This is a genomic window from Mycobacterium sp. NPDC048908 (genome assembly GCF_043197955.1).
Classification (GTDB): Bacteria; Actinomycetota; Actinomycetes; order Mycobacteriales; family Mycobacteriaceae; genus Mycobacterium.
Window position 1 is genome coordinate 137,067 of record NZ_JBICUE010000010.1, and the last position, 15,686, is coordinate 152,752.

Sequence of the window (15,686 nt, forward strand, 5' to 3'; positions counted from 1 at the left end):
CGGGGAGCCAACGGCACTGGACTCGGAGGTCACGGGGATTCAGCGTAAGCGCCGGGCTTGGCAAGCTGCGCTGCCGGTATTGCCGGTTCGACGATGTCGGTTGGTCGTGGCACCGGCGCGGGGCCCGCGTCGGGGAGCTTTCGCCACGGCAGGCGGTAGTAGGTGATGCCGATGAGGATGACGACGATCAGCGTGCTCGCGATGACCGCGAGCAGGATCTGGAACAGGGTGAAGCGGTCACCGTTGGCCGTCGGACCGAAGATGCCGACGACAAGGGTGACGACGATGGTGGCGGTGCGGAACGGCGGCCGGGTGGCCCATGCGGCGAGCGGGATCACCGCCCACAGCACGTACCACGGCTGCACCACCGGGAACAGCAGCACGGTCATGCCGAGGGCGACGCCGAGTCCGCCGACCGGATGAAGTCTGCCGCGCAGCACGGCGAGCAGCAGGAAGCTGACGACGATCGCGATCGTGAACACGCCGATCGCACGGGTCAGGCCGAGCACTGCGGTCGTGTGGTCGCCGAGACCGAGCAGGATCCCGACCTGGCCGGTGCCAAGCGCCAACAGGGTCGGCAGCGACATCCAACTGCGGACCACGTTGGCGGTGCCGAGGGTGAACAGCCAGCCGAAGCCCAGTCCGCTGGCCCAGCCGATCAACGCCATCACGGCCACCGAGACCGCGGTGAGGGATCCGCCCGCGATCAGGAACGCCTTGACGGTGCCGCCCCAACGGCAGGCCAGCGCCATCGCGACGAAGCCGAGTGCCAGCAGTGAGGGCAACTTCACCTGTGACGACAGGGTGATCAGCACGATGCCGACCAGAAGGTTCGCCATTGGCAGCCACCGGGCCCAGCCGTCGTGGTCGCGGGGCCATGCCCACGGTTTCGGCAGCAGCGGGTTGATCGCGTTTACGCCGCGCAACGCGTACTCCGTACCCGCCAGCATCAAGCCGAGCATCAGCGCCTCGTTGTGGATGCCCGCGACCAGATGCATGATCAGCAGCGGATTGGCGGCACCGAGCCACAGCGCGCTCACTTCGGCGACGCCGCAGCGGCGGGCCAGCCGTGGCACGGCCCAGACGATCATGCCGACGCCGAGCAGCACCACGAGCCGATGACACAGCACCGCCTCGACGATGTTCTCGCCCGTCAGCGCCGAGATGCCCTGACCGATCCACAGGAACAGCGGCCCGTAGGGCGCAGGGGTGTCTCGCCACATGTTGGGCACCGACAGCGTGAACACGTGGTCGAGGCCGAGCCCCGGTGCGGGTCCGACGCGATACGGGTCGAGGCCCTGCAACGAGATCTCGCTCTGCGCCAGATACGAATACACGTCCCTGCTGTACATCGGCGGCGCGATGAGCAGCGGCAGCACCCACAGCAGCAGGGTGCGGTCGAGTTGACTTCGCGTCATCCGCCGGTCGCCGAGGGTGAAGCGACCGAGCATCAGCCAGGCCAACGCCATCATCACGGCGCCCGTGGTGGTCATCGTCAACGACACCGTCTGGATGCGCGACGGCAGGTTCAGCAGCCGAACCCCGAACGTCGGATCCTGCACCACGGGTCGAGCACCGACGCCGAGGGCACCGATCGCCATCAACACCGTGCCGGTGGCCCCGAACAGCCGGGTCCGCCGGAAGGCGATCAACTCGGCGTCGTTGAGCGGGGAGCCGACAGCGCGTTCGTCGCCGTGCCATCCGGCAATCGACGTGCTGAGAGACCGCAGGCGCCACGCCATCCCAGCAGCGTAACCGCCACCGGTATGGTTCCCGTCACCGTAAGGGGACCCTTGCTTTACCGGGTTTCGGAATTCCGTCACAATAGTGTTGTGAAATTCGGTCCAGAAGCTGACGGAGCCGCGACGGCGGCGACATCCAGCGATGGCCGCACGCGTGGCGCGATCGTCCAGCTTTTGCTGGAATCCGGACCCATCACCGCCGGTGAGATCGGCGACCGTCTCGGCATCTCCGCCGCCGGTGTACGCAGACATCTGGACGCCCTGATGGAGGCGGGCGACGCGCAGTCCAGTGCGGCCGCGGCCTGGCAGCACCACGGACGTGGCAGGCCTGCCAAGCGGTACCGGCTCACGGCCCAGGGCAGGGCGAAGCTCGAGCACACCTACGACGATCTCGCTGTCGCCGCGATCCGCCAATTGCGCGAGTTGGGCGGCGACGACGCCGTCCGTACGTTCGCGCGCCGCAGGATCGACAGCATCCTGTCGGGAGTAACCGACGGCCCTGATGACGTTGAGACGAAGGCGAACAGGGTCGCGACGGCGCTGACCGACGCCGGTTACGTGACGACAGTGACGTCGGTGACGCCGGTGGAGGGGCCGATCCACGGTATCCAGCTGTGTCAGCACCACTGCCCGGTATCGCACGTCGCGGAGGAGTTTCCCGAGCTGTGCGAGACGGAGCGGGAGGCGTTCGCCGAGATCCTGGGCACCCACGTGCAGCGGCTGGCGACCATCGTCAACGGCGACTGCGCTTGCACCACTCACGTCCCGCTGACACCAGAGAAGCCAAGATCGGTCCGGCGCACAGCCCGCGTCGGAAAAACCACGAGCAAGCAAGGAGCGTCGACATGACGACCACCCCCGAGGTCCACAAGGTGGGCGAACCGCTCAGCCAGGATGAGGCCATCGCCTCGCTGAGCCGGTACGGCTACGGCTGGGTGGACTCCGACGAGGCGGGCGCCAGCGCGCAGCGCGGGCTGTCCGAAGCGGTGGTGCGCGACATCTCGGCCAAGAAGAACGAGCCGGAATGGATGCTCGAGACCCGGCTACGCGCGCTGCGCACATTCGACAAGAAGCCGATGCCGCATTGGGGCTCGAACCTCGAGGGCATCGACTTCGACAACATCAAGTACTTCGTGCGCTCCACCGAGAAGCAGGCCGCGACATGGGATGACCTGCCCGAGGACATCCGCAACACCTACGACAAGCTCGGCATCCCCGAGGCGGAAAAGCAGCGCCTGGTGTCCGGCGTTGCCGCGCAGTACGAGTCCGAGGTGGTCTACCACCAGATCCGCGAGGATCTCGAAGCGCTCGGCGTGATCTTCCTCGACACCGACACCGCGCTCAAGGAACATCCGGAGGTCTTCAAGCAGTACTTCGGTACCGTGATCCCGGCAGGCGACAACAAGTTCTCCGCCCTGAATACCGCTGTGTGGTCGGGCGGTTCATTCATCTACGTGCCGCCCGGTGTGCACGTCGACATCCCGCTGCAGGCCTACTTCCGGATCAACACCGAGAACATGGGCCAGTTCGAGCGGACGCTGATCATCGTCGACGAAGGCGCCTATGTGCACTACGTCGAAGGCTGTACCGCACCGATCTACAAGAGCGATTCACTGCACTCCGCGGTCGTCGAGATCATTGTCAAGCCGGGTGGCCGGTGCCGCTACACGACGATCCAGAACTGGTCGAACAACGTCTACAACCTGGTCACCAAGCGAGCCCGGGCCGAGGCAGGCGCCACCATGGAGTGGGTCGACGGCAACATCGGCTCCAAGGTCACCATGAAGTACCCGGCGGTGTGGATGACCGGCGAGCACGCCAAGGGCGAGGTGTTGTCGGTGGCGTTCGCGGGTGAGGGGCAACACCAGGACACCGGCGCCAAGATGCTGCACCTCGCGCCCAACACGTCGAGCAACATCGTGTCCAAGTCGGTGGCCCGGGCAGGCGGTCGCGCGTCCTACCGTGGCCTGGTCCAGGTCAACAAGGGCGCACACGGTTCCCGCTCGAGCGTGAAATGCGATGCGCTGCTGGTGGATACGATCAGCCGCAGCGACACCTACCCGTATGTCGACATCCGCGAGGATGACGTCACGATGGGTCACGAGGCCACGGTGTCGAAGGTCAGCGAGGACCAGCTGTTCTACCTGATGAGCCGCGGCATGACCGAGGACGAGGCGATGGCCATGGTGGTGCGCGGCTTCGTCGAGCCGATCGCCAAGGAACTGCCGATGGAGTATGCGCTGGAGCTCAACCGGCTGATCGAGCTGCAGATGGAAGGCGCGGTCGGCTAGTGGGGCGAGCAAAGCGACGGGAAGAAATCTAGTGGGACAGGACCTGACAACAGCTGTCGAGGGAATCAACAAGGGAGAGCTGTTCTCGTCGTTCGATGTCGACGCCTTCGAGGTGCCGCACGGCCGCGACGAGATCTGGCGGTTCACCCCACTGCGGCGGCTGCGCGGGCTGCACGACGGCTCGGCCGCCGCGACCGGAGCCGCCACCATCGACGTCACCGAGCGTCCCGGCGTGACGACGGAGGTTGTGCGCCGCGGCGACGAACGGCTCGGCCAGGCCGGCGTGCCGGCCGACCGGGTTGCCGCGCAGGCATTCTCGTCGTTCAACCAGGCGACACTGGTCACGGTCGACGGAGTTGTCGAGGAACCGATCGAGATCACCGTGACCGGCCCCGGCGAAGGCGCGACTGCGTACGGGCATCTGCAGATCCGGCTCGGCGAACTCGCCGATGCGGTGGTGGTCATCGACCAGCGCGGCAGCGGAACCTACGCCGACAACGTCGAATTCGTCGTCGGCGACGCCGCGAGGTTGACGGTCGTTTCCATCGCAGACTGGGCCGACGATGCGGTGCACGTCAGCACCCATCACGCGTCGCTCGGCAGAGATGCGGTGCTGCGCCACGTCGCGGTGACGCTGGGCGGTGACCTGGTGCGGTTGACTGCCAGAACGCGGTTCTGTGCGCCAGGCGGCGACGCCGAGTTGCTCGGCCTGTACTTCGCCGACGACGGCCAGCACTTCGAATCGCGACTGCTGGTCGACCATGCGCAGCCGAATTGCCGCTCGCACGTCACGTACAAGGGTGCGCTGCAAGGTGATCCGGACTCGAAGAAGCCCGACGCACACACGGTATGGATCGGCGACGTGTTGATCCGCGCAGAGGCCACCGGTACCGACACCTTCGAGACCAACCGCAACCTCGTACTCACCGACGGCGCCCGCGCCGACTCGGTGCCGAACCTGGAGATCGAGACCGGTGAGATCGTCGGCGCCGGACACGCGAGTGCCACCGGGCGTTTCGACGATGAGCAACTGTTTTATCTGCAGGCCCGCGGCATCCCCGAGGACCAGGCCCGACGCCTGGTGGTGCGCGGCTTCTTCGGCGAGATCATCGCCAAGATCGCCGTGCCCGCAGTGCGCGAACGCCTCACCGCGGCCATCGAACACGAACTTGAGCTAACCGAAGGAATCACTGCGTAATGACCACACTGGAAATCAAGGACCTGCACGTCAGCGTCGTCTCCGCGGAAGACGGGACAGATATCCCGATCCTCAAGGGCGTCGACCTCACCGTGAATTCGGGGGAGACGCACGCGTTGATGGGGCCCAACGGTTCCGGCAAGTCCACCTTGTCGTATGCGATCGCCGGGCATCCGAAGTACACGGTCACGTCCGGTTCGATCACGCTCGACGGCCAGGATGTTCTGGAGATGAGCGTGGACGAGCGGGCCCGCGCGGGCTTGTTCCTCGCGATGCAGTACCCGGTCGAGGTGCCTGGTGTGTCGATGTCGAACTTCCTGCGCACCGCGGCGACCGCGGTCCGCGGCGAAGCGCCGAAGCTGAGGCACTGGGTCAAAGAGGTCAAGGCCGCGATGGAGGGTCTCGACATCGACCCGTCGTTCTCGGAACGCAGTGTCAATGAAGGCTTTTCGGGTGGCGAGAAGAAGCGCCACGAGATCCTTCAGCTGTCGCTGCTGAAGCCCAAGATCGCGATTCTCGACGAGACCGACTCCGGCCTCGACGTCGACGCGCTGCGCGTCGTGAGCGAGGGCGTCAATCGCTACGCCGAAGCCGAGAACGGTGGCGTGCTGCTGATCACCCACTACACCCGCATTCTTCGATACATCCGGCCGCAGTTCGTGCACGTCTTCGTCGGCGGACGCATTGTCGAGTCCGGCGGGCCGGAACTTGCGGATGAACTCGAAGAGAACGGGTACGTGCGCTTCACCCAGGCGGTCGGAGCCTGACAATGACCGCTGTGGACACCGCCAGGATCCGGGCTGACTTCCCGATTTTGAAGCGGGTGATGCGCGGCGGAAGCCAGTTGGCGTATTTGGACTCCGGTGCGACGTCTCAGCGCCCGGTGCAGGTGCTGGACGCCGAACGTGATTTCCTGACCACGTCGAACGGCGCGGTGCATCGCGGCGCCCACCAACTGATGGAAGAGGCCACCGACGCCTACGAGCAGGGCCGCACCGACATCGCGGCGTTTGTCGGCGCCGCGCCCGACGAATTGGTGTTCACCAAGAACGCCACCGAGGCAATCAACCTAATTGCCTACGTGCTGGGCGACAACCGATTCGAGTACGCGGTAGGACCTGGCGACGTCATCGTCACCACCGAGTTGGAGCACCACGCGAACCTGATTCCATGGCAGGAACTGGCGCGGCGAACCGGCGCGACCCTGAAGTGGTACTCGGTCACCGACGACGGCCGCATCGACCTCGATTCGCTTGTGCTTGACGACCGTGTGAAAGTGGTTGTCTTCAGTCATCATTCGAATGTCACCGGCGCCATGGCACCGGTGAGCGACCTGGTCGCCAGGGCCAAAGCGGTCGGTGCGCTGACGTTGCTCGACGCGTGCCAGTCGGTGCCGCACCAACCGGTGGACTTCCACGCACTCGGAGTCGACTTCGGCGCGTTTTCCGGGCACAAGATGCTGGGTCCCAACGGCATCGGCGTGCTGTACGGCCGTGGCGAATTGCTCGACGCGATGCCGCCGTTCATCACCGGCGGTTCGATGATCGAGACCGTGACGATGGAGCAGACCACCTACGCGCCTGCGCCGCAACGGTTCGAAGCAGGCACCCCGATGACGTCGCAGGTCGTCGGATTGGCCGCCGCGGCCAGGTATCTGCACGACATCGGGATGGCGGCCGTCGAGGCACATGAGCACGAGTTGGTGGCTGCTGCCCTGGCCGGCCTGTCCGGCATCGACGGGGTGCGGATCATCGGGCCCACATCCCTCGAGAACCGAGGCTCGCCGGTGTCTTTCGTGCTCGACGGTGTGCACGCCCACGATGTCGGTCAGGTGCTCGACGACGACGGTGTCGCGGTGAGGGTCGGCCACCACTGCGCATGGCCGCTGCATCGCCGGTTCGGCATCGCTGCGACTGCGCGCGCGTCGTTCGCCGTCTACAACACCCTCGACGAGGTCGACCGTTTGGTGGCAGGCGTGAAGCGCGCCGTGGAGTTCTTCGCATGAGACTCGAGCAGATGTATCAGGAAGTGATCCTCGATCACTACAAGCGACCGCATCATCGCGGGCTACGGGATCCCTTCAACGCGGAGTCCTTTCAGGTCAACCCCACGTGCGGTGACGAGGTCCGGTTGCGGGTGACGCTGAGCGACGACGGCGACACCGTGACCGACATTTCGTACGACGGCCAGGGTTGTTCCATAAGCCAGGCCTCCACCTCCGTGCTGACTGACCAGGTGATCGGGCAGAGCGTCGGCGATGCCATGAAGACCGTAGCGGCGTTCACCGAGATGGTGTCCTCGCGCGGCACGGTCGAGGGCGACGAAGAGGTAATCGGAGACGGCATCGCATTCGCCGGTGTCGCGAAGTACCCGGCCCGGGTGAAATGCGCCCTGCTGGGTTGGATGGCTTTCAAGGACGCGCTTGCGCAAGCCAGTGAGGAGACCGCGGATGAGCGACACTGCAGTGCCTAACGACGAACTGCTCGCCGACCTCGAGGAGGCGATGCGCGACGTCGTCGATCCCGAACTCGGCATCAACGTCGTCGACCTCGGCCTCGTGTACGACCTGAATGTCGAGAAGGGCGAACAAGGCAACGTCGCGTTGATCGACATGACGCTGACGTCGGCGGCCTGCCCGCTGACCGATGTGATCGAGGATCAGTCGCGCACGGCGCTGGTCGGTGCCGGACTTGTCGATGAGATCAGGATCAACTGGGTGTGGAATCCGCCGTGGGGTCCGGACAAGATCACCGAGGACGGTCGCGAACAGTTGCGGGCGCTGGGTTTCACCGTCTGACCTGATCGCGTCGATCCGCTCTTCGGCGGCCGCTCTGCCGGTCACAATCGACCCGTGGTCACGGTCCCTGCTTTCGTTTGGCGAGGCGGTTACTTCCGCCGGGCGATGATCCTCGGCGGCGGAGTCGGCCTGATGTTGGCCGTGATGTCGTGGATCGACTCGGGAATGCTGCTGGCCGCGATCATCGGCTTCGTCGTCATCGGGCTGATCTACGCCATCTGGCTGCCCCGCCGGATGGCGCGTTATTGGCCTGGCGCCGAGCAACTCTCGGGTGAGGATCGGGTGACTGTGGTACGCACCGCGCGCGGCGGGGAGCGCACCGTCGACGCGTTGCTGGCCCAGCCGGTCATCGACTACAGCGTCGGCATGCGCAAAGCGGCCGAGCAGGCGCGCGCGTTCCGATGGGTGCTGCCGCTCGTTCTGGTGGTCGCGGTGGCACTGACAGCGTGGGACGCCGTCAACGGCTCATGGGGAAACGCGATTGCGTCCTTCATCTACCTGGTGGCGCTGTCGGTCGAGATGTTCTGGTGGCCCAAACGGCGAGACGAGTTGCTCGCCAACGGCGGCCGCGCGGCCGAGGCCGCCAGGGTCATCCTCGCGGAGCAGGGCACGAACCCTGCCGCGCAGGCCTGACCGTGATCGATGATGCCTGCAACGCCCCGGCGCTGTCCTTGGTTCCAATGGCGGACAAGCACTCACCCCGGGCTGATCGCCTGAGCGTCCGCAGCCAGACGCTTCACGTATCGGGTCATGTCCGTGACCGACACCGACATCTGTGCCGCGGTGCCGGTCGCCGCGAACGTGAAAGTGTCGCCGGATATGGTGGCGACCGCGCCGGCCACCCGCCGATGTCCGCGCGGATCTGGACACTGGCCGCCGTTCGACGATGCGATGATCTGCACGGCCGCCGCGGTCACCGTGCCGCTGCCGGTGTCGCTGTCGGGTGTCGGGTGTCGGGCGGACGATGACGCACCCGCCCGCCGAGACATCGGACAGTTGTCCGCGAGATATCGACCAGATCTTGGTTGAGGTGGTGAAATCGACTGTCGTACCGCCGTTTTGCTGTATGACCTGAATTGCGGTGCCGGACAATGACGAAACCATCCCTGCGACGTGATCTTTGGCTTTTGCGGCCGGGGCCGAGGTCGGTGGTGGTGCAGACGAGGTGGCAGATGCGGCCCCGTCCGTCGACGAACCGCAGCCCGCCACCGCCAACACAATGACAGCGACAAGGGCGCATACGGCGTATCGCATGACTGTCACGATCGACGGCCGGTCTTGTGCCGACCTCGGGAGGCGGTGCGAAAAGGCTGTGGCCATCCGAGAGGTCTCTGACTAAGGTCAGAGAAATGACGACGGAGATGGTCGCACAGGTCAGGCGATTCAACCGCACCGTCACACAGCGGATTGGAGTGCTCAACGAGAATTTCCTGGCCAGTGACCGCTCACTTGGCCAGAACCGGCTGCTGTGGGAGATCGGCGTCGACGGATGCGACGTCCGGTCCCTGCGGGAACGCCTCGACCTCGACTCCGGTTACGTCAGCCGCCTGCTGCGCGCGCTGGAGGCCGCGGGCCACGTGGTCGTCGAACCCAGCCCGGCCGACGGCCGCATCCGGATCGCCCGACTCACCGCTGCTGGGCGTCGTGAACTCGCCGCGCTGGACCGACGGTCCAACGACGCGGCAGCGGCGATTCTGCAACCCCTCAACGACGGGCAGCGCGCAAAACTCGTCACCGCCATGGCGGAAGTCGAGCGTCTGCTGACCGCATCCACGGTCGAAGTTCACCAGTGCGATCCGCGCCACCGCGACGCCAGGCACTGCCTGCAGACCTATTACGCCGAACTCGCGGTCCGGTTCAGCGACGGATACGACCCGGCCGTCAGCCCGGTTGCCGACGCCGAAATGACGCCGCCCGCAGGGCTTTTACTCGTCGCCTCCATACACGGCCAGCCGGTCGGTTGCGGCGCGTTGATCTTCCACCCTGACGCCGTCGGCCTGGTCAAGCGGATGTGGGTGGCGCCCGCTGTCCGCGGTCTCGGGCTGGGCCGCCGCCTGCTCTACGAGTTGGAGGCCCGTGCGCGAGCCGAAGGTGTTCGTCTGATGCGCCTCGAGACTCGCAACGAGCTGCCGGAAGCCATCCGGATGTACGAGACCTCCGGCTACCGCGAGGTCGAACCGTTCAACGACGAGCCGTACGCCCATCACTGGTTCGAGAAGCCGCTCAGCTGAACGCGTCGTTGAGCGTGACGGTCTGCAGGTTGCGGCTCGCGATCAGCTGACTGAGTTGGGTGAAGCAACGCGTGACTGTCGGCAGGTTTGCATGCGCGAGGATGATCTGCTGCGGCGCGAATGATTGCGCTGCGCTTGCGATCAGGTTGGCTGCGGTCTCGGGCAGCGAGTCGCCGATGGTGCCGCTCCACAGCGTGATCGTCGGGTAGCCGAGGTCCGCGGCCACCCGGTCGGTGTCGGCGGTATGCACACCATAGGGCGGCCGGAAGTACGGAGTGCCGTCGACGCCGAAGGTGCTGCGCAGGAAGTCGGCGTTGCGCTGGATCTGGTCACGGACCGCCGCCAGGCTGATGCGGTTGAGGTAGGGATGCGACCAGGTGTGGTTGCCCACCTGGATCTGACCCGAATCCACCATCGGGCGCAGCGCGGCGGCGTTGTCGGTCCACGAAGGGTTCGCGCCATTGACGAAGAAGGTCAGCCGGGTTCCGGTGTCGCGGCAAAATTGACCGAAAGCGGCGACGACCGCGCTGTTCGCCCCGTCGTCGACGGTCAATGCCATCTGATTGCCGTTACCGGGCAACCGCATCACCACCCCAACGGGCGCCCCGGCGGCGCGCGCCATTGGTGGCCGGATGATCGCGGCGGCCACCCCTGTGGCGACCGCGGCCAACACCGTACGCCGGTCAACCCCCACGTGTAGATCGTAAACCGGTCAGCCAGTTCGCTTCTGCGCCTTTGCTTCTCGTTTGCTGAGAACCGGCTGTAGCGTTGAGGCGAGATTTTGGTACGACACGGCCGAGAGGGGTCACTATGTCTGACGGTTTCGGCAAGGTCTACGTCGAAACCCGCCGGCAGTTGCGTGGAATCGCGGAGAGCCTGATCGCCGGGCCGCAGTATCGTGCTGCGGGCACCATCCGGCTAGCGGTGCGTCCCGACGGTTTCGCCGGTGTGGCGATTCCGCTTTCCGTGCGCGGCGCTGAGTTGGTCTGGCCCAACGGTGCGGCCGCGCTCGCCGGCCGGGTCGACGCGCTGGCGAAGGCTGCGGGCGTACATGCCGCGCCGCCCGACGGGGCGTACGAGATCGTCGACGCCCTGCCCGCAGACGCGGTCCTCGACATCGACGGCCATGCGGCCGGCTGGATCTGCCGGAGTCACTACGCGGGCGGGCACGCGATCAAAACCGTCTTACCCGACCGGCATCCGGTGCTCTGGCCCGAACACTTCGATGTGGCCGCCACCGACGACGAGGTCAACTACGGCGTGTCCGTGGGCGACGATTACCACCCGACGCCGTACGCCTATGTCAGTCCGTGGACCCAGCGCACAGGTCCGTTCTGGAACGCGCCGTTCGGGGCGGTCTACCCGCTCGACCCCGCGCACGACGTCGACACGCTCACAGCGCATATCGCCGAGTTTTTCCGGCGCGGCCAGATGGAGTTGTGATGCGACCGACGACGCTGAGCGGACTTCCGCTGATCGACATCGAGTCGTTTGCACCGCCCATATCGTGGGAACATCCAGATTTACCCCAGCGTTAGGAACATCGTGACTACGCGAGACATCACCGCCGAACAGTTCAACGACACCATCAACGACAACGAAATCGTGCTGGTGGATTTCTGGGCGTCCTGGTGTGGCCCGTGTCGGGCGTTCGCGCCGACCTTCGCCGCGTCGTCCGAGGAGCACCCGGATGTGGTGTACGCGAAGGTCGACACCGAGGCCGAGCAGCAGCTCGCCGCTGCTGCGGATATCCGGTCGATCCCGACGCTGATGGCGTTCAAGAAGGGCAAGCTGGTGTTCAACCAGCCAGGTGCGCTTCCTCCTGCCGCACTCGAGGAATTGGTGCAGCGGGTCAAAGAGTTCGACATCGACGCCGCGATCGCCGCGCAAAACAACGACGAAGCAAACTGAAACAGTGCGCGCGATAGCGTGCACGGGTGAACTTCGTCCTAGTAGATAAGCCGCGCCCGCACGTCGCACTGGTCACACTCAACCGGCCGGAGCGGATGAACTCGATGGCGTTCGACGTCATGGTTCCGCTCAAGAAGGCGCTCGACGAGCTGACCTATGACAACGACACCCGGGTGATCGTGCTCACAGGTGCGGGTCGAGGGTTCTCGTCGGGTGCCGATCACAAATCGGCCGGTTCCGTTCCCCATATCGACGGGCTGACCCGGCCGACGTTCGCGCTCCGGTCGATGGAGGTCCTCGACGACGTGATTCTGGCACTGCGCAAAATGCACCAGCCGGTGATCGCCGCAGTGAATGGCGCGGCGATCGGCGGGGGGTTGTGTCTGGCACTTGCCTGCGACATTCGAGTCGCAGGTGCCGGGGCGTATTTCCGCGCTGCGGGCATCAACAACGGCCTTACCGCCAGCGAACTCGGGCTCTCGTATCTGCTGCCGCGCGCGATCGGCACGTCGAGGGCTTTCGAACTGATGCTGACCGGACGCGACGTTCACGCCGACGAGGCCGAGCGTATCGGGCTGGTGTCTCGAACCGTCGGCGACGACGAACTGCTCGACGTTTGCTACCAATTGGGGGAGAAGATCGCGGCATTCTCGCGGCCGGGAATCGAGTTGACCAAGCGCACACTTTGGAGTGGACTGGACGCCGCTAGCCTGGAGGGGCACATGCAGGCCGAGGGCCTGGGACAGCTCTTCGTCCGTTTGCTCACCGGCAACTTCGAAGAAGCCGTCGCGGCGCGCGCCGAGAATCGGGCGCCGGTTTTCACCGACGACAAGTAAGTAGGGGAGCAGCAGCGCATGATCACCGCCGGCGACGATGCATCGCGGAGCGATGAGGAGGAGTGGCGCCGATGATCACCGCCGGCGACGATGCATCGCGGAGCGACGGTGCCTCGCGAAGCGACGATGCATCGCGGAGCGATGAGGAGGAGTGGCGCCGATGATCACCGCGACGGACCTGGAGGTCCGTGCCGGCGCGCGCACGCTGCTGTCCACCGACGGCACGGCGTTGCGGGTGCAACCCGGTGACCGGATCGGGCTCGTCGGCCGAAATGGCGCGGGCAAGACCACGACCATGCGCATCCTGGCGGGCGAGGGCGAACCGTACGCGGGCACGATCGCCCGCAGCGGGGAAATCGGCTACCTGCCACAGGATCCCAAGGAGGGCAACCTCGAGGTGCTGGCCCGTGATCGGGTGCTTTCCGCACGCGGCCTTGACACTTTGCTTGCCGACCTCGAGAAGCAGCAGGCGTTGATGGCCGAGGTGGCCGACGACGCCACCCGCGACCGTGCGGTGCGCCGCTACGGCCAACTGGAGGAACGGTTCGCCGCGCTCGGCGGGTACGCCGCCGAAAGCGAGGCGGGCCGAATCTGCGCCAGCCTCGGCCTGCCGGAACGTGTTCTCACGCAACCACTTCGCACGCTGTCCGGCGGGCAGCGCCGCCGCGTCGAGCTGTCCAGAATCCTGTTCGCGGCGAGCGACACAGGTTCGGGCTCGGATACCACGCTGTTGCTCGACGAGCCGACCAACCACCTCGATGCCGACTCGCTTGGCTGGCTGCGTGACTTCCTGCGTGGGCACACCGGCGGGCTCGTGGTGATCAGCCACAACGTCGAACTGCTCGCCGACGTCGTCAACCGGGTGTGGTTCCTCGACGCCGTCCGCGGCGAGGTCGACGTCTACAACATGGGCTGGCAGAAGTACCTCGACGCGCGCGCGACCGATGAACAGCGTCGCCGCCGTGAGCGCGCCAACGCCGAACGCAAGGCTTCAGCCCTGCGGAGCCAGGCCGCCAAGATGGGCGCCAAAGCCACCAAAGCCGTTGCCGCACAGAACATGCTGCGGCGTGCCGACCGGATGATGGCCGCCCTCGACGAGGAACGGGTGGCCGACAAGGTAGCCAGGATCAAGTTCCCGACGCCCGCACCGTGTGGCCGCACCCCGCTGGTCGCGAAAGGCCTGACGAAGAATTACGGCTCACTCGAGGTGTTCACCGGCGTGGACCTCGCGATAGATCGCGGCTCGCGTGTCGTGGTGCTCGGCCTGAACGGCGCGGGCAAGACCACGCTGCTGCGGCTGCTGGCCGGCGTCGAGACGCCGGACTCGGGTGCGCTGGAACCCGGCCATGGAATGAAGATCGGCTACTTTGCGCAGGAGCACGACACGCTCGACAACATGGCGACGGTGTGGGAGAACATCCGCCACGCCGCACCCGACACGGGTGAACAGGATCTGCGGGGTCTGTTGGGCGCGTTCATGTTCAGCGGTGCGCAGCTTGACCAGCCCGCGGGTACGTTGTCCGGTGGTGAGAAGACGCGGCTCGCGCTGGCGGGCCTCGTGGCGTCGACCGCGAATGTGCTTCTGCTCGACGAACCGACCAACAACCTCGACCCCGCATCGCGCGAGCAAGTGCTTGACGCGTTGCGCAGCTACGCCGGCGCGGTGGTGTTGGTGACGCACGATCCCGGTGCCGCCGAAGCGCTCGACCCGCAACGAGTGGTGCTGCTGCCCGACGGCACCGAGGACTTCTGGTCCGACGAGTATCGCGACCTGATCGAGTTGGCGTAGCAGTACCGCGCTGCTCGGCCGCTTCTGGTGGTCGAATTGCGAACCGTTTCACCAATTTCGCCCGCTGTGTGTGAAGCCTTCCTACGCTGGGTATGCGTCGGGGCATCCACAGCGGGGAGATGTCGATGAAGAAAATGAACAAGTCCCGGGAGCAAGTGCTGGACGAGTTGCGCAGCGCTTACGAGGGGGGCGCGAGCATTCGTTCGTTGGTGGCCACCACCGGTCGCTCGTACGGGTCCATTCACAGCATGCTGCGCGAGTCGGGCACGACGATGCGTAGCCGTGGCGGCCCCAACCATCGGAGCCGCAAAGCGAGCTAGGACGGTTGCTGCCGGACTGACGCCTCGACGAGGTCCAGTACGGCGCTGAGCCTTTCGGGGTCGTCCCCGGAAGCCAGTCGCGCGACAAGTCCGTCGAGCACCAGGTCCAGGTACGTCTGCAGAACCGCGCTCGGGACGTCGTCACGTAGCCGTCCCGCTTGCTTCTGTCTGCGCAACCTCGCTGTGGTGGCCGCCGACAATTCGGCGGACCGCTCGGACCAACCGCGGTTGAACGCCGGGTCGTTGCGCAACTTGCGCGCGATCTCCAACCGGGTGGCCAGCCAGTCGAACTGGTCGGGCGCGGCCAGCATGTCACGCATCACTTGAATGAGGCCCTCGCGGGACGCGACGTCGGCCATCCGTTCCGCGTCCTCGCGGGCCAACTCGAAGAACAACGTGTCCTTGTCGCGGAAGTGATGGAAGATGGCGCCGCGCGACAGCCCGATCGTCTGCTCGAGCCGCCGCACGGTCGCCTTGTCATAGCCGTACTCCGCGAAGCAGCGCCTGGCTCCGTCGAGGATCTGGCGACGGCGCGCCGCCAGATGGTCTTCGGTCACCCGCGGCATGTGAG

The 15,686-nt window shown here is 65.9% G+C and carries 18 protein-coding genes; 15 read left to right on the top strand and 3 right to left on the bottom strand.

All coding sequences use genetic code 11. The annotated features are described in order from the left end of the window. Positions 1-29 precede the first annotated feature (29 nt). The gene (mptB, locus tag ACGFK1_RS23840) at positions 30-1,742 is read right to left on the bottom strand and encodes a polyprenol phosphomannose-dependent alpha 1,6 mannosyltransferase MptB (protein WP_393435101.1); all 1,713 of its coding nucleotides are present in this window, start codon (positions 1,740-1,742) and stop codon (positions 30-32) included. 24 nt (positions 1,743-1,766) lie between these two features. On the opposite strand from mptB, the gene ACGFK1_RS23845 reads away from it, so the two are divergent. The 10 genes from ACGFK1_RS23845 (at position 1,767) to ACGFK1_RS23890 (ending at position 10,259) form a co-directional block, all read left to right on the top strand. After that, positions 1,767-2,591, top strand: coding sequence for a helix-turn-helix transcriptional regulator (locus tag ACGFK1_RS23845; protein ID WP_393435104.1), 825 nt, complete (start codon positions 1,767-1,769; stop codon positions 2,589-2,591). Continuing rightward, positions 2,588-4,033 carry a Fe-S cluster assembly protein SufB gene (sufB, locus tag ACGFK1_RS23850; protein WP_393435107.1) on the top strand — a complete coding sequence of 482 codons (1,446 nt, stop codon included), beginning with the start codon at positions 2,588-2,590 and terminating at the stop codon, positions 4,031-4,033. Before ACGFK1_RS23845 ends, sufB begins: the two co-directional genes overlap by 4 nt. Positions 4,034-4,064: 31 nt before the next feature. Then, entirely contained in the window at positions 4,065-5,231 is a 1,167-nt protein-coding gene (gene sufD / locus ACGFK1_RS23855; protein WP_393435110.1) for a Fe-S cluster assembly protein SufD, read from the top strand. Beyond that, positions 5,231-5,998 (top strand): Fe-S cluster assembly ATPase SufC, encoded by a 768-nt coding sequence (gene sufC / locus ACGFK1_RS23860; RefSeq protein ID WP_393435113.1) that lies wholly within the window; start codon positions 5,231-5,233, stop codon positions 5,996-5,998. The genes sufD and sufC overlap by 1 nt, the downstream gene beginning before the upstream one ends. A gap of 2 nt (positions 5,999-6,000) precedes the next feature. Further along, positions 6,001-7,236: a cysteine desulfurase gene (locus tag ACGFK1_RS23865; protein WP_393435116.1), complete on the top strand. Its 1,236-nt coding sequence runs from the start codon at positions 6,001-6,003 to the stop codon at positions 7,234-7,236. After that, positions 7,233-7,703 carry a Fe-S cluster assembly sulfur transfer protein SufU gene (gene sufU, locus ACGFK1_RS23870; protein WP_393435119.1) on the top strand — a complete coding sequence of 157 codons (471 nt, stop codon included), beginning with the start codon at positions 7,233-7,235 and terminating at the stop codon, positions 7,701-7,703. The genes ACGFK1_RS23865 and sufU overlap by 4 nt, the downstream gene beginning before the upstream one ends. Continuing rightward, positions 7,681-8,028, top strand: a complete 348-nt coding sequence (locus ACGFK1_RS23875; protein ID WP_067810395.1) for a metal-sulfur cluster assembly factor — start codon at positions 7,681-7,683, stop codon at positions 8,026-8,028. Before sufU ends, ACGFK1_RS23875 begins: the two co-directional genes overlap by 23 nt. 54 nt (positions 8,029-8,082) lie before the next feature. Continuing rightward, a complete protein-coding gene (locus ACGFK1_RS23880; protein WP_393435122.1) occupies positions 8,083-8,661 on the top strand; it encodes a hypothetical protein in 579 nt (192 codons plus the stop codon). Between the two features lie 123 nt (positions 8,662-8,784). After that, on the top strand, positions 8,785-9,057 hold the full coding sequence (locus ACGFK1_RS23885) for a hypothetical protein (protein ID WP_393435125.1): 273 nt from the start codon (positions 8,785-8,787) through the stop codon (positions 9,055-9,057). Between the two features lie 320 nt (positions 9,058-9,377). Then, entirely contained in the window at positions 9,378-10,259 is an 882-nt protein-coding gene (locus tag ACGFK1_RS23890) for a GNAT family N-acetyltransferase (protein ID WP_393435127.1), read from the top strand. Here ACGFK1_RS23890 and ACGFK1_RS23895 read toward each other — a convergent pair. Then, positions 10,252-10,953, bottom strand: a complete 702-nt coding sequence (locus tag ACGFK1_RS23895) for a polysaccharide deacetylase family protein (protein ID WP_393435130.1) — start codon at positions 10,951-10,953, stop codon at positions 10,252-10,254. The two genes, ACGFK1_RS23890 and ACGFK1_RS23895, sit on opposite strands and share 8 nt — an antisense overlap. A gap of 116 nt (positions 10,954-11,069) precedes the next feature. Between ACGFK1_RS23895 and ACGFK1_RS23900 the strand changes: the two genes are divergently transcribed. The 5 genes from ACGFK1_RS23900 to ACGFK1_RS23920 all read left to right on the top strand — a co-directional run bounded on the left by ACGFK1_RS23900 (position 11,070) and on the right by ACGFK1_RS23920 (position 15,115). Then, the gene (locus ACGFK1_RS23900) at positions 11,070-11,702 is read left to right on the top strand and encodes a hypothetical protein (RefSeq protein ID WP_393435133.1); all 633 of its coding nucleotides are present in this window, start codon (positions 11,070-11,072) and stop codon (positions 11,700-11,702) included. Between the two features lie 102 nt (positions 11,703-11,804). Further along, positions 11,805-12,170 carry a thioredoxin gene (gene trxA / locus ACGFK1_RS23905; protein ID WP_393435136.1) on the top strand — a complete coding sequence of 122 codons (366 nt, stop codon included), beginning with the start codon at positions 11,805-11,807 and terminating at the stop codon, positions 12,168-12,170. 26 nt (positions 12,171-12,196) lie between these two features. Next, positions 12,197-13,006, top strand: a complete 810-nt coding sequence (locus tag ACGFK1_RS23910) for an enoyl-CoA hydratase (protein WP_393435138.1) — start codon at positions 12,197-12,199, stop codon at positions 13,004-13,006. 160 nt (positions 13,007-13,166) lie between these two features. Beyond that, entirely contained in the window at positions 13,167-14,795 is a 1,629-nt protein-coding gene (locus ACGFK1_RS23915) for an ABC-F family ATP-binding cassette domain-containing protein (RefSeq protein WP_393435141.1), read from the top strand. Between the two features lie 125 nt (positions 14,796-14,920). Beyond that, a complete protein-coding gene (locus tag ACGFK1_RS23920) occupies positions 14,921-15,115 on the top strand; it encodes a helix-turn-helix domain-containing protein (RefSeq protein ID WP_393435144.1) in 195 nt (64 codons plus the stop codon). Here ACGFK1_RS23920 and ACGFK1_RS23925 read toward each other — a convergent pair. Beyond that, complete coding sequence (locus tag ACGFK1_RS23925; RefSeq protein WP_393435147.1) at positions 15,112-15,681, bottom strand: TetR/AcrR family transcriptional regulator; 570 nt, start codon at positions 15,679-15,681, stop codon at positions 15,112-15,114. The genes ACGFK1_RS23920 and ACGFK1_RS23925 overlap by 4 nt on opposite strands. Positions 15,682-15,686 lie beyond the last annotated feature (5 nt).

Excerpts from the sequence above, each read along its gene's own strand:
- ACGFK1_RS23845 (WP_393435104.1), top strand. The coding sequence starts at position 1,767 with ATGGTTCCCGTCACCGTAAGGGGACCCTTGCTTTACCGGGTTTCGGAA.
- sufU (WP_393435119.1), top strand. The coding sequence starts at position 7,233 with ATGAGACTCGAGCAGATGTATCAGGAAGTGATCCTCGATCACTACAAG.
- ACGFK1_RS23915 (WP_393435141.1), top strand. The coding sequence starts at position 13,167 with ATGATCACCGCGACGGACCTGGAGGTCCGTGCCGGCGCGCGCACGCTG.
- ACGFK1_RS23890 (WP_393435127.1), top strand. The coding sequence starts at position 9,378 with ATGACGACGGAGATGGTCGCACAGGTCAGGCGATTCAACCGCACCGTC.
- ACGFK1_RS23925 (WP_393435147.1), bottom strand. The coding sequence starts at position 15,681 with ATGCCGCGGGTGACCGAAGACCATCTGGCGGCGCGCCGTCGCCAGATC.
- sufB (WP_393435107.1), top strand. The coding sequence starts at position 2,588 with ATGACGACCACCCCCGAGGTCCACAAGGTGGGCGAACCGCTCAGCCAG.
- mptB (WP_393435101.1), bottom strand. The coding sequence starts at position 1,742 with ATGGCGTGGCGCCTGCGGTCTCTCAGCACGTCGATTGCCGGATGGCAC.
- ACGFK1_RS23865 (WP_393435116.1), top strand. The coding sequence starts at position 6,001 with ATGACCGCTGTGGACACCGCCAGGATCCGGGCTGACTTCCCGATTTTG.
- ACGFK1_RS23920 (WP_393435144.1), top strand. The coding sequence starts at position 14,921 with ATGAAGAAAATGAACAAGTCCCGGGAGCAAGTGCTGGACGAGTTGCGC.
- ACGFK1_RS23900 (WP_393435133.1), top strand. The coding sequence starts at position 11,070 with ATGTCTGACGGTTTCGGCAAGGTCTACGTCGAAACCCGCCGGCAGTTG.
- ACGFK1_RS23875 (WP_067810395.1), top strand. The coding sequence starts at position 7,681 with ATGAGCGACACTGCAGTGCCTAACGACGAACTGCTCGCCGACCTCGAG.
- sufC (WP_393435113.1), top strand. The coding sequence starts at position 5,231 with ATGACCACACTGGAAATCAAGGACCTGCACGTCAGCGTCGTCTCCGCG.